This window comes from Euzebya pacifica (assembly GCF_003344865.1).
GTDB lineage: Bacteria > Actinomycetota > Nitriliruptoria > Euzebyales > Euzebyaceae > Euzebya > Euzebya pacifica.
This window is the reverse complement of record NZ_CP031165.1, coordinates 4051749-4064610: the sequence shown is the minus strand read 5'-3', so window position 1 is coordinate 4064610 and position 12862 is coordinate 4051749. Positions and strand designations below refer to the sequence as shown.

11 protein-coding genes are annotated in these 12862 nt (G+C 67.4%); 10 read left to right on the top strand and 1 reads right to left on the bottom strand.

Translation table 11 applies throughout. From position 1 onward, the window contains the following. The first annotated feature begins 55 nt into the window (after positions 1-55). The 4 genes from DVS28_RS17470 (at position 56) to DVS28_RS17460 (ending at position 6444) form a co-directional block, all read left to right on the top strand. Positions 56-1972, top strand: a complete 1917-nt coding sequence (locus DVS28_RS17470; RefSeq protein WP_114592602.1) for a DUF4012 domain-containing protein — start codon at positions 56-58, stop codon at positions 1970-1972. Positions 1973-2153: 181 nt separating this feature from the next. Continuing rightward, entirely contained in the window at positions 2154-2774 is a 621-nt protein-coding gene (locus tag DVS28_RS28525) for a hypothetical protein (RefSeq protein WP_164710688.1), read from the top strand. A gap of 35 nt (positions 2775-2809) precedes the next feature. Further along, positions 2810-4393 (top strand): cell wall-binding repeat-containing protein, encoded by a 1584-nt coding sequence (locus DVS28_RS17465; protein WP_216826119.1) that lies wholly within the window; start codon positions 2810-2812, stop codon positions 4391-4393. 137 nt (positions 4394-4530) lie between these two features. Then, the gene (locus DVS28_RS17460; RefSeq protein ID WP_114592600.1) at positions 4531-6444 is read left to right on the top strand and encodes a polysaccharide biosynthesis protein; all 1914 of its coding nucleotides are present in this window, start codon (positions 4531-4533) and stop codon (positions 6442-6444) included. A 42-nt stretch (positions 6445-6486) separates the two neighbouring features. On the opposite strand, the gene DVS28_RS17455 is transcribed toward DVS28_RS17460, so the two are convergent. Further along, entirely contained in the window at positions 6487-7608 is a 1122-nt protein-coding gene (locus DVS28_RS17455; RefSeq protein WP_164710686.1) for a peptidoglycan-binding protein, read from the bottom strand. Positions 7609-7699: 91 nt separating this feature from the next. Between DVS28_RS17455 and DVS28_RS17450 the strand changes: the two genes are divergently transcribed. From DVS28_RS17450 to DVS28_RS17425, 6 genes are all read left to right on the top strand, one after another. Continuing rightward, a complete protein-coding gene (locus DVS28_RS17450) occupies positions 7700-8146 on the top strand; it encodes an acyl-CoA thioesterase (protein ID WP_164710685.1) in 447 nt (148 codons plus the stop codon). Between the two features lie 87 nt (positions 8147-8233). Beyond that, on the top strand, positions 8234-8560 hold the full coding sequence (locus DVS28_RS17445) for an ArsR/SmtB family transcription factor (RefSeq protein ID WP_114592597.1): 327 nt from the start codon (positions 8234-8236) through the stop codon (positions 8558-8560). A 95-nt stretch (positions 8561-8655) separates the two neighbouring features. Continuing rightward, positions 8656-9099 (top strand): hypothetical protein, encoded by a 444-nt coding sequence (locus DVS28_RS17440; protein WP_216826118.1) that lies wholly within the window; start codon positions 8656-8658, stop codon positions 9097-9099. A 104-nt stretch (positions 9100-9203) separates the two neighbouring features. Next, positions 9204-10433, top strand: a complete 1230-nt coding sequence (locus tag DVS28_RS17435; RefSeq protein WP_114589848.1) for an IS256 family transposase — start codon at positions 9204-9206, stop codon at positions 10431-10433. A 22-nt stretch (positions 10434-10455) separates the two neighbouring features. Next, positions 10456-11817: an ABC transporter substrate-binding protein gene (locus DVS28_RS17430; RefSeq protein WP_114592595.1), complete on the top strand. Its 1362-nt coding sequence runs from the start codon at positions 10456-10458 to the stop codon at positions 11815-11817. Then, on the top strand, positions 11795-12853 hold the full coding sequence (locus tag DVS28_RS17425; RefSeq protein WP_164710684.1) for an ABC transporter permease: 1059 nt from the start codon (positions 11795-11797) through the stop codon (positions 12851-12853). The genes DVS28_RS17430 and DVS28_RS17425 overlap by 23 nt, the downstream gene beginning before the upstream one ends. The last annotated feature ends 9 nt before the right edge of the window (positions 12854-12862 follow it).

Here is a 12862-nt window from a genome sequence, read left to right as displayed (position 1 = left end):
CTTGCACCGACGTCCTCGACCCGGTGCTGACTCTAGCAACGCAGAGGATGGCACCATGGCGGCCATGTCCAGAACTCCCCGTCGTCGACGGCGTTGGCTCGGGGCGGTCGCTGCAGTCAGCGTCGTCGTCGCAGGCCTCGTGTTTGTCGGTCTCGTCGCTTTCCGCGACGGTCGTGCCGCCGAAGCGGCACTCACCCGCTCACGGGGTCACATCCAGCAGGCCAGCCAAGCGGCCCGCGCCGGTGATATCGAGGGGGCTGTCTCCCAGCTGCAGAGCGGCGCTGAGGAAGCCGAGGTCGCGCGCGAATCCCTCACCCGACAGCCGCTCAGCGCCGTGCAGGCCATGCCCTTCGTTGGGGCCACCGCGCGGAAGGCGGTGGCCGTGGCCGACACGGCCGCACGCAGCGCTCGGGCGGGGGAGCAGCTGCTGGTGGCGGTCAACGACAGCGGATCGGACCTGGCGGCGCTCTCCTTGGACCTCGAGTCACCGGTGTGGCTGGACCAGCTGACCGAGGTCCAACGCCCCCTCGGGGACGCGTTGACCGAGTTGCGTGAGATCCGCGTCAGCTTCGTCCAGGTGCCCGAGCACACCATGATCGACCGAATCGATGCCGCGGGGGAGCAGCTGCTCGACGAGCTCGACCAGATCATCGACCTGCTCGAAACCGGGGCTGACTTGGCCGGAGTCCTGCCCGTGCTGTTCGGAGAAGACGGGACCCAGAGGTACTTCGTTGGTGCCCAGAACCCCGCTGAGCAGCGACCGCTCGGCGGAATCATGGGTGCATACGGTTTCCTGACTGCGATCAATGGACGCGCCAGCCTCTCGCAGTTCATCAGCGTGAGCACCTTGCCTGGGGATTTGCTGGATGGGGACACGGCCCCATCCGAGGAGTTCCTCGACCGCTACGGCACGGCCTATCTCGGACGCGGTAGCTGGTCCAACGTCAACAGCTCCCCGGACTTCCCTTCGGTCGCCACGGTCATCGAGTCCTTCGCCCCTGAGGCCATCGGGCAGGACATCGACGGTGTGATCGTTCTCGACCCATTCGCGATCCAAACGTTCTTGCGAGTCACCGGGCCCGTTGACACCGAGCTCGGCACCCTCCGGGCCGACACCGTCATCGACCAGGTTATTCGAAACGCTCCCGAGCAGTTCGACAGCCAGGGCGACCGCAAGGCGGCGATCGGCATCGCAGCGGAGACCGTTCTCGAAGCGTTTCTTACCAGCGACGCCGACCCCCGCACCCGGTTCGGTGCGCTTGCGGAGGTAGTAGGGGATGGGCACCTGGTGGTCCATCACACCAACCCCGACGTGCAGGAATCCCTCAGCCGGCTCGGTGTGACGGGTGAACTGCTTCCAGCGGAGCCCGGCAACTTCGCCGCCATCGCGTTCAACACCTCCCAGTCGCATGTCGACTACTTCACGCACCAGGAGTTGGATCTGGAACTGTTCCTCAACCCCGACGGGTCCGGTACCGGGACGATGGCGGTCACGATCGTCAACGATGCCCCGACCAGCGGAGTTCCGTCGTACTTCATCGGGCCGAACGTGTCCGGGGACAACCGATTCCGGACCGGCGACGCGGTCTCGTTGATTTCCCTGTACTGCGGTCCCTGCAACTTCACCGGGGTCAGGTCCCCCGACGCGCTCGAGCTCGGTCGCTGGTACGACAACGAACTCGGGCACCGGATTGCCAACACGGTCGAGCGCGCCCCGGCTGGGGATCAGGTCACCGTGGTCCACGATTTCGAGTTGTTCGACATGTGGGACGCCAGCGGCGAAACCGGCAGCGTGTCTCCGACGCTCTGGTACCAGCCGACCATCAACCCCACCGAGTACCGGCTGACCGTGCACGCTCCCCTCGGATGGGAACTGGTCAACGAGGATGGAGCGCACACGGGGTCAACGACCATCGACGGTGTGCTGACCCGGACGACGCCCTTCGACCTACGTTTGGTGCGCAACGGCTGACCTTCCGTGAATCATGGAAGTCAAGTCCCAAAATTGCACCAGCAGATTCGCTAACGGATCGAATTTGCTGTGTACTTGCCCCCGAGGGGTTCGCTATGCTCCGGTTCGCTCACGGGTGGGCTTGGGAAATCGGGTTCGCCTCGTTGTGCTTTCGCAAAATCCCAAGAGGCTAGGGGAGAACATGCTGTACAGAGTCCTACTCGTCATGGCGCTGATGCTGGCGTCCTTCGGCGTGTTGGCACCCGCGTCGGCGCAGGCGCCGTGCGTGCCGGGCCGATATGTCTCGTGCCCGCCACCGCAGGGAACTCCGGAACCCACTGAGGGGCAGATCCGCCAGACCACGCCATGCGGGACGATCATCGTCACCGGCGACAACTGGGGAAGCTCGACGGTCACGATCGACCGCGAGTTCGACGACGACGACTGCCCCGGCGAGCCCGGCGCGGACGACGTCATCGAGCAGGACCCCGTGAACGGCGGCGGCAATGCCTTCGCGGCGTCGAGAGAGTCCACCATCGTGGCCGACGTCGCCGAGGACGGCACCTTCAGCGTCGCGCTGCAGGTCCCGGCCAACGTCGACACCGACACCTACGAGGTCACCGTGTCCGGTCAGGACCTGACCGGCCAGGCCAAGAACCAGACCTACACCTACAACGTGACGCCCACGGCGGCCTTCACTCCCAACACGGCGGACAGCGCGACGTCCAGCAACACCGCATACGCAATCGCGGCGCTGCTGATCGCGTCCATCCTGCTGGTCGGGCTCAACTGGCAGCCCCTCATCCGGCGGATCCGCCGGTGACCCGCGGTCGCAACGAGCAACGGGAGACCAACACCATGAAGACGCGCACTTCTGCACTCATCGTCCTCGGTGCCCTGCTGACGGCCTTGCTGCCGGCAGCGGTCGCCGGGGCATCGACCTCCGCTGCTGACCGGTTGCTTGCCGCCGGCGCCGGCGTGGGATTCGGTCCTGCTGCCACCCAGTCGTCCTTCGCTGCACAGGCGTGTGGCGTCGACGGCACCGGTGACGTGGTCGACCTCGACAACAACGCGACCGCCATCGACGAAGGTCGCGCCGACATCACGAACTACTGCGTCAACTACGGCGCGACCACCGTGACGATGAGCGTCACTGTGGACGAGGCCACCGACCCGGCCACGGACCCCAACTGGCAGAATAGCCTGCTGGGCATCTTCGTCGACACCGACGAGGACGGCGCTGGTGAGTTCTTCGCCCAGCTTTCCGCTGACTCGGCGGGTGGCGCCCTGACCGCGTCCGTCGAGGACCGCAGCACCACCCCGGCCTCCGAGGCCTGTGACGCCAGCTGGACTTACAACGACGGCACCACCACGCTCACGTTCCCGGCCGCCTGTGTGGACAGCCCCGACTCCATCGCAGTCAACCCGGGTGTCATCTACGACCAGCGCGTCACCGACGCCGACGGCGTCGCCGCGTTCGACACCGTCTTCGAGGGTGACACCGAGATGTCCGACCCGGTCGGCGCGGGTGCCCTGCCCGACGGCGTGACCCGCTTGGCCGGTGGCGAGCGCATCGCCACGGCCATCGCGATCTCCCAGCAGGGCTGGGACGACGACTCGACCGAGACCGTGGTCCTTGCCCGGGCCGACCTGTTCCCGGACGCCCTCGCCGGCACCCCGCTGGCGATCTCGCTGGACGCCCCGATCCTGCTGACCGAGACCGACGCCCTGTCGGAGCTGACCAGTGCCGAGATCCAGCGTGTGCTCGGCGACGGTGGCACCGTCGTGCTGCTCGGTGGTGAGGAGGCCCTGTCCGCTGATGTGGACCTGGCCGTCGCCGCCCTCGGCTACGACACCGTCCGCTACGGCGGTCCGAACCGCTTCGCAACCGCGGTCAGCATCGCCACCGACGGTCTGACCACCCCCGACGAGGTCCTCCTAGCCGACGGTGGCGACTTCCAGGATGCACTGGTCGGCGGTACTGCTGCCGGTACCAGCGACGGCGGCGACCCCGCGGCCCTCCTGCTGACCGACGGGGACACGATCCCCACCGAGACGCAGGCGTACCTCGACACCATCACCGGTGACGACGTCACCGCGATCGGCACTGCCGCTTCCGGCGCTGCGCCGGACGCACCTTCCATCGCCGGCGACTCCGCTGCGGCGACCAGTGCCCTGGTCGCAGAGGCGTACTTCCCGTCGCCGACCTCCGTCGGTATCAGCCGTGACGACGTCTTCGCGGACGGCCTGACCGGTGGTGCCCTGGTGGGCAACCCGGACCGCGGCTACGGCCCGCTCCTGCTGACCCCGACCGACACCCTTGCGGCTGAGGTCAACGACTACATCGACGCCAACGCCGACACCATCGACTCTGCCGTGATCTTCGGTGGCGTCGCGGCGGTCAGCGAGGACGTCGAAGCCGAGGTCGCCGACTCCATCTAGGAGTCGGGCCAGCACAGCAAGGACAGAAACTCCAACGAGCGCGGTGTGGCAGCAGCCGCACCGCGCTCGTTGCGTCCGACGGGGGAAGTCGGACGGCGGGATGCAGCAGGACAGGAATCGGAGGGGTGGGCGTGACGATGAACTCAACAGCAACGGTGGCACGGCGGGCGGTACGGCGAGCGGTGGACTTGGGTCTGCTGGCGGCCGCGCTGGTCGTGGCGTACTGGATCAGGTTCGACTGGGACATCCCCGACCGCTCCTTCACCCAGCTCGCGCAGGTCCTGGTGTTCGTCGTCGGACTCGAGTACCTGCTCATGGTCCGCCTGCGCGTCGTCGAGGGCAGCTGGCGGTACGTCACCATCAACGACCTCGGATTGCTCGTACGGGCCCTCTACATCGGGTCGGCCACCCTGGCGGTCCTGCGGCTCCTGGGTCCCTCGCTCGACCTGCCAGGCATCCTCGGTCAGCTGACGTCCATCCCCTTGGGCGTCACCGCGATCAACTTCTTCACGTCCCTCGTGGCCGTCGGCGGGGCCCGTGCCGTCCGGAGGTCACTGTCGGAGTCCGCAGAGATCCGCAAGGCCACCGGCGAGCCGGCCACCCGGACGATCCTCGTCGGCGCCGGTGAAGCCGGTGTGGCTGTTGCGCGACAGCTGCGCCTTCGGCCCGACCTGGGCCTGGACCCCGTCGGGTTCGTCGACGACGACCCAAACAAGCAGGGGCAGCGGATCCACAACCTCGACGTGCTCGGAGGCGTCGACGACCTGCCCGAGCTCATCGCCACCCACGAACCCGAGCAGCTGCTGATCTGCATCCAGACCCCACCGGCCGACCTCGTGAGGCAGCTGGGTGAGATGGCCGCAACCGCCGGCATCGAGGTCAGGAAGGTCGCCGGTCTCGCCCAGGTCGTGGCCGGCAGCATGGAGCTGCGTCCACGCGCCATCGAGCTCGAGGACCTGCTGCACCGCGACCCCGTCGCGACCGACCTCGCAGGCCTCGACCGGCTCGTGGCCGGTCGGGTGGTCATGGTCACCGGTGCGGGCGGCAGCATCGGCTCGGAGCTCTGCCGACAGCTCCTCGCCCGTCGGCCCTCGACGCTGGTCATGGTCGAGCAGGCCGAGAACGCGCTGTACCAGATCGAGATGGAGCTGGTGCCCGAGGCGGGGACGACGGAGCTGGTCTGCGCCATCGCCGATGTCGTCGACCGGCAGCGAATCCGGGAAGTCATCACCACCCACCGGCCGGACCTCGTGGTGCACGCGGCCGCCCACAAGCACGTCCCGATGATGGAGGCCAACCCGGTCGAGGCGTTCAAGAACAACGTCGTCGGGACCCGGACGCTCGTCGACGCGTGCGCCGACGGTGGCGTGGACCGCTTCGTCCTGATCTCCACCGACAAGGCGGTCAACCCGACCTCGGTCATGGGCGCCACCAAGCGGGCCGCCGAACGCTACGTGGTGGCAAAGGCCGCCGAGATCGGCCGTCCCTACTCCGCCGTGCGGTTCGGCAACGTGCTCGGGTCCTCCGGCAGCGTCGTGCCGCTGTTCCGGCGCCAGATCGACATGGGCGGCCCGATCACGGTGACCCACCCCGAGGTCCGTCGCTACTTCATGACCATCCCCGAGGCCGTCCAGCTCGTGCTGCAGACGGCGGTCATGGGCACCAGCGGGGACATCTTCGTCCTCGACATGGGTGAGCAGATCAAGATCACCCAGCTCGCCGAGGACCTGATCCGGTTGTCGGGCCTCCGACTGGGGCAGGACATCGACATCGAGTACGTCGGGCTGCGTCCGGGGGAGAAGCTCTACGAGGAGCTCGGGCTGTCCTCCGAACGGGCGCTGTCGACTGAGCACCCCAAGATCTACCGGTGGCAGACCGCCGGGGAGATCCCGGCTGCCGACCTCGCGGCCCAGCTCGAGGGCGTCCCCTTCGACCAAGCGCTGGTGCTGCGCTATCTGCGCCGGCTGGTGCCCGAGTTCGAGACCCCAACGGAGGGGCGACCGGACCTGGTCCTGTCCGACATCAGCGAGACGGTCGACGTCACCGCCTGACCGGTTGCCGCCCGCTTCGGATGGACGGGCGGCAACGCGAGTTCAGTCGAACGTCGCAGCCCAGGTGGACGGGCCGATAACGCCGTCGACGGTCAGGCCCTTCTCCTCCTGGAACAGCCGGGCGGCACGATCGGAGTCGGGCCCGAACCAGCCGTCGACCTCCAGCGGTGCGCCGTCCGCACCGCGCCAGCCACGCTCGCGCATGCGGGCCTGCCACTCGCGGACGTCCTCGCCGCGGAGCATCGGGTCGGTCAGGCGCAACAACCGGCCGGGGAACGTCCCGTCCGACACCTGCTGCGGATCATCACCAGCCGCCGCCACCGGCGTGCCCGTCACGGTCTCGATGGCCGCCAGCGTCGCCGGGCCGACGATGCCGTCGACCTCCAACCCTCGTGCCTCCTGGAACGCCCGGGTGGCCGCATCGGTGGCCGGGCCAAAGACCCCGTCGGTCCCGAGGCCTGCATCGAGCGCACGGTTAAGCGCCTCCTGCCACGCCTGGACCGCCTCACCACGATGGCCCAGGCGGATCGCCCCTGACGTGGCCCCCGGGACCTCACCGCGCGCTTCTGCAGCCACGAGGCTCGGATAGGGGTTGCGGTAGTGCTGACGCCACGGCGCCCGCTCCAGCTCGGGATCCTCGAACGCGGTGTCGAAGATGGAGAAGTGCAGGTGCGGCGGCGTGTCCTCGGCGTTGCCCGAGTCACCCAGCCAGCCGATCAGCTGACCGCGGGTCACCTGGACGCCGACCCGGATCCCCGGGGCATACGCCCGTTCGTGGCCGCCCTGGCCGTCGTCGGTCCCGGGCGTGTCGTTGTTGAGATGGATGTAGGAGTACGTGACCCCATCTCGGCAGATCCGCAGCATGTAGCCGTAGCCGGGCATGGGTTCGTCGATACCCGGCGCGAAGCAGATCTCGCCCGACACCACGGCGTGGACCGCTTGGCCCTTCACGCCGAAGATGTCGGTTGCCTGATGACGCCGATCACCGCCGTCACGATTGGCGGTGTAGGTGTCGTCGTAGGTGGATGACCCGGCGACAGGAAACGCCAGATCCAGGACAGCATTGCGGTCCGGTGCAGCTGACGCATGCGACACGTTCAGCAGAACGAGCGGCAGGACGATCAGCAGAACAACGGCACCGACGAGGGGGAAGTCTCGATGCACGAACGAAACGCTACGACCACGAAACGGCCAAGTGTGGGACGTTGCGCACACGACTCGTCGTCAACGCAGACGATCAGCGAGGATGCCTGCCATGCCTGCGAACGACGCGACCGACCACGACCTGACCGACCCGGCCTTCTACGACTGGTTCACCACCGAACGGGTCCGCTTCTCCGACACCGACATGGTGGGCCACGTCAACAACGTCGGTCACACGGCCCTGATCGAGACCGGCCGGATCGCCTACGCCATGGAGCTGTCGGGTCGGGTGGAGGTGCCGTTCGGCCGCATCATGTTCGTCCGCCTGGAGGTCGACTTCCGCGAGGACCTCTACTGGCCCAGCCACGTCGACATCGGGGCCCGCATCGTCGGCGTCGGCACGTCGTCGTTCCGCATCGCCACCGGCGTGTTCCACGAGGGCGCGTGCAAGACCACGGCCATCAACGTCATGGTCCACCTGGGCGACGACCGCCGGGCCGCACCCATCCCCGACGACATGCGCGAGGTCCTGACCGGCGAGCTGCCGAGCAAGGCGTAACGAGACCGTCACGAAAAGGGTCTTGACTCCCCCCCATACCTCTGTATCTTCGCTTATGTGAAGACACGGAAAGAATCGCAGGCGTCGGTGACCCCGACGAACGTCCTCCCTGAGGCACGACGAATCGACCAAGCGGTCGAGACGTTGAAGCTGGTGGCGGACGGTGTCCGCTTCCGCATCCTGTGGGCGCTCCTGGAGGGCGAGCGCTCGGTGAGCGACCTTGCCGAGACGGTGCAGTCACCGCCGTCCACGGTGTCGCGTCACCTCAGCAAGCTCAGGCTGGGGCAACTCGTCACACATCGGCGTGAAGGCACGTCGGTCTTCTACTCCCTTGCCGACGGCCACCTCGGTTCGTTGGTCAAGGAAGCGGTCTTCCACACCGGCCACATCGGGTCGCCAACCGCTCCCGACTGACTGTCCGCGCAGCCCTGCCGAGGGCCCGAATACACCACTCCGTCGGAGTGGCAGAGCCGACCTGTCCCATTTTCGCACCTCGAGGAGGACGAACGATGACGAACCAACCGCGCCCTGCACCCTCCCGTGCACGCCCGCACCGTGCTCGAATGCCCAAGGCCATGCCGCACCTGCTGGTCCTGGTGGTCGTGCTGAGCCTTCTTGCGGCATGCTCCAGCTCACAGTCGGGCGACGGCGACGGATCTGCCGCTTCGCTCGCGACGGACGGACCAGCGACCGTCGACGACACCGACGGGCTCGTCCCGGTCCCACCGGTCGTGCTGATCACCAAAACCGCCGCGGACGACCCCGACCGCTTCGAGTCCTCACGCCTCATCGTGGAGGCGTGGAACACCGCAGGCATCGAGGCCGAGTTGTTGCCGGTCGACGCCGCGGTGCTTGCCGAGCGAACCTTCACCGGCAAGGACTACGACGTCTACTTCGTCTCCTACGGCCCGACGACCGACCGCCTGGACCCCGAAAACATGATGGCCGTTTGAGTCCCGGCAACAGGTGTAAGTCGGAGTTGGTTCCCCAGACGGTGTTGGCCACCGTGTGACTGTTCGTGAGGTCTTTCCACGGATCTCTCGAAAGGGGCCACACGATGGCCGACATTGATAATGACCTGCTGACCGACGCTGCGACGAACCTGCTGACCGAGGAGCACCGCAGCCTGTTTCGCGATCTGCTCCAGAACGCGTTGCAGACACTGATCGAGGAAGAGCTGACCGCCTCAATCGGGGCGGCGTTGCACGAGCGCACCGATGACCGGACGGGGCAGCGCAACGGCCACCGGCCACCCCGGACCCTGTCGACACCGGCTGGTGATGTGGAGCTTGCGATCCCCAAGGTTCGGGCCGGCAACTTCTACCCGTCGCTGCTGGAGCCGCGCCGCCGGGTCGATCAGGCCCTGTGGGCGGTGATCATGACCGCCTACGTCAAGGGCACCTCCACCCGCAAGGTCGACGACCTCGTCAAGGCACTCGGCGTGGACTCGGGCGTGTCGAAATCGACGGTGTCGCGGATCTGCAAGGAGATCGACGGGCACGTCGAGGCGTTCCGAGCCCGCACCCTGGCCCACACCGACTTCCCCTACGTGTTCTGCGACGCCACCTACGTCAAGGGCCGCGTCGGCCGCCACGTGGTGTCGCGCGCCATCGTCGTGGCGTTCGGCGTCGCCGCTGACGGCACCCGCGAAGTCCTCGGGCTGGACGTGGGCGACAGCGAGGACGAAGCGTTCTGGGGCGCCTTCCTCAAGAGCTTGAAGACCCGCGGACTCGGTGGTGTGCAGCTGGTCATCTCCGACGCCCACGAAGGGTTGAAGGCCGCCATCCGCCGACACCTGCAGGGCGCGGCGTGGCAGCGTTGTCGGGTCCACTTCAACCGCAACGTCCTGGCCCGGGTCGGCAAGGCCCACGGCGAGATGGTCACCGCCATGATCCGCACCATCTACGCCCAGCCCGACCAGGCCGCCGTCACCGCCCAGCTCCGCGCCGTCGCCGACATGCTCACCGACCGGTTCCCCGCCGCGGCCCAGATGCTGCTTGACGCCGAACCCGATCTCACCGCGTTCGCGGCGTTCCCCAGGACCCACTGGCGCAGGGTGTGGTCAACCAACCCGCTGGAACGGGTCAACAAAGAGATCAAGCGCCGGTCCAACGTGGTGGGCATCTTCCCCGACGACAACTCCATCATCCGCCTCATCGGCGCCGTCCTGCTCGAGCAGCACGACGAATGGCAAGTCGCCGAACGCAGCTACTTCTCCGAGGAATCCATGAAGACCATCGCCGCCGACACCACCATCGAGGTGACAGCCACCACCACCGCGGCATAGCCTGCCAACAACTTCACGAACGGTGACCTTCTACTTCCACCACCCCACGGGACTCAGCCTGATGGCCCGGCTGGTCTCTTCGGCTGCTGGTGACGACGGGGCCAACGTCTCGGGCTTCCGAAACGACGAATACGACCTCCTCTACGAAGCGCAGGCAGCGACCGACGACACCGCGGCCCGCCGGGAGGCAGTGCAGGCCGCCCAGGCGCTGGTCTACGAACAGGTACCGATCAGACCGATCTTCTATCCCGTGGTCGGCGCCGCGTACCGGTCCGACTCCTGGAGCGGCATCGAACCCGCCGTCGGCAACCCCCTGTTCAACGTGTGGAACGCCGTTGAGGCCGAGCCGCTGACCGACCGCGACACCCTCATCGTCGGCACGACCTTCGAGCCGCCAACGCTCAACCCCACGCTGCTGGACACCCTCGAGGCACAGCTGCCCCTCTCCCTCATCTACGACCCGCTGATGCGAATCGGACGTGACGGCGAGCTGATGCCCTGGGCTGCAGAAGAGGTCACGACTGACGGAAGGGTCCTGACGGTCCGGATCCGCGAGGGAATGACCTTCCACGACGGCGAACCCGTCACCGCCGATGACGTGGCCTTCTCGCTGCAGTACGTGGTGGACACCCAGTCACCCGCCTACAGCTCGCGGTTGACCGCCATGGAGTCGGCCACGGCACTGGACGAACACACGGTCGAGATCGTCCTCCACGAACCGTCCGCGGCATTCCCGGCCGTGGCACTGGCCACCGTGCCGGTCCTGCCCGAACACATCTGGTCGTCCATCGACAACCCGACGGACTTCGTCAACGAGGCGGCGGTGGGCTCCGGGCCCTTCAGTCTCGACGCCCGATCCATCGGGTCCTCCGTCACTTTCTCGGCCAACACCGACCACTTCAGCTCGCCCGTGGTGAGCGCCTTGCAGCTGGTCGTCCTCGGCAGCTTCGACGCCGGCATCGGCGCACTCGGCACGGGCGAGATCGACCTGCTGGACGATGTCCAGAACGCCGTGAACTTCGAGACGCTGCTGGACCAGGAAGGCGTCGAGGTCGTCCAGACCGAGAGCCACGGGTGGCGCGGACTGCACTTCAACATGCGTCACGCCCCCTTCGACGACCTGCACTTCCGCACGGCCCTGTCGTTGCTGGTTCCTACCCAGGACATCATCGACGTCATCGTTGCCGGGTACGGCGCACCCGCTGGATCCTTCATCCCGCCCGTGCTGAGTCAGTGGCACAACGAGGCGTTGGACGCCTACGAAACCGATCCGGCGGCTGCGATGGCCGAACTCGACGCGGCGGGCTACGTGCGAGACGAGGACGGCACCCTCTACTACCCGCCGGAGGGGGTGGATGGGCGTGTCCTCCACAACGACGGCTGAGCTCCTCGAGGACCCACCGCCGACGGCCGCGGAGGCGCACGGCCCCGACAACCACGGCCGTGAGATCACTCGGTTCGTGGTCGGTCGACTCGGGCGCATGGCCGTGACCATCATGGTCATCGTTCCGCTGACCTTCCTGCTGTTCAGGGCGGTTCCGGGTGATGCTGCCAGCGCGGTCATCGGTCCGGACATCGACCCCTCGGTCGCAGCGGTGCTGCGCGATCGGTATGGCCTGGACGAGTCGGTCTGGACCCAGCTGACCAGCTACGTCGGACAGCTGCTGCGCGGGAACCTCGGGGTGTCCTTCCAGTACAAGCAGCCGGTGGAGGAAGTCCTCGCCGAACGGCTCACCAACACCCTGATCCTGGTGGGGCCGGCGATCCTCCTGGCCGGCCTGCTGGGTGTGGCCGTCGGGGCGCTTGCCGGGTTGCGGCACCGGTACCGCCTCGACGGGGTGGTCCGCAACGTGGCCTTCGGCATCAAGTCGGCCCCGGCGTTCTGGATCGGCAGCCTCGCGGTGGCGTTGCTCGGCTACCAGCTCGGGTGGGTGCCGACCGTCGGCATGCGCACTCCCGGCACCGACATCGGCCAGACCGGTCTCGCGGTCTTCGCGACCGCCGACTTCCTGCACCACCTCGCCCTGCCCCTGCTGTTGCTCACCCTGCACTTCAGCGTCGAACCAATGCTGACGATGCGCAGTGCGATGATCGGGGTCCTCCACGAGGACTACATGGGCGTGTTCCAGGCCATGGGGCTGCGCCGTTGGCTACGCCTCCGTCGGGGGGTTCGCAACGCCATGCTGCCCGTGGTGACCCTCGCTCCGGCGGCCGTGGACAACATCGTCGGCGGAGCGGTGGTCATCGAGACGATCTTCTCGTGGCCCGGTATGGGCCGAGCCGTCGTGAACGCCGTCTACGCATTCGACTACCCGATGCTGCAGGGCATCTTCCTGCTGACCGCGGTCATCGTGGTCGTCGGCAATGCCCTGACCGACATCGGCTATGCCTATCTCGACCCGCGGGTGGGGCTGCGATGAGCGAATGCA

Excerpts from the sequence above, each read along its gene's own strand:
- DVS28_RS17470 (WP_114592602.1), top strand. The coding sequence starts at position 56 with ATGGCGGCCATGTCCAGAACTCCCCGTCGTCGACGGCGTTGGCTCGGG.
- DVS28_RS28525 (WP_164710688.1), top strand. The coding sequence starts at position 2,154 with ATGCTGTACAGAGTCCTACTCGTCATGGCGCTGATGCTGGCGTCCTTC.
- DVS28_RS17465 (WP_216826119.1), top strand. The coding sequence starts at position 2,810 with ATGAAGACGCGCACTTCTGCACTCATCGTCCTCGGTGCCCTGCTGACG.
- DVS28_RS17460 (WP_114592600.1), top strand. The coding sequence starts at position 4,531 with ATGAACTCAACAGCAACGGTGGCACGGCGGGCGGTACGGCGAGCGGTG.
- DVS28_RS17450 (WP_164710685.1), top strand. The coding sequence starts at position 7,700 with ATGCCTGCGAACGACGCGACCGACCACGACCTGACCGACCCGGCCTTC.
- DVS28_RS17440 (WP_216826118.1), top strand. The coding sequence starts at position 8,656 with ATGACGAACCAACCGCGCCCTGCACCCTCCCGTGCACGCCCGCACCGT.
- DVS28_RS17435 (WP_114589848.1), top strand. The coding sequence starts at position 9,204 with ATGGCCGACATTGATAATGACCTGCTGACCGACGCTGCGACGAACCTG.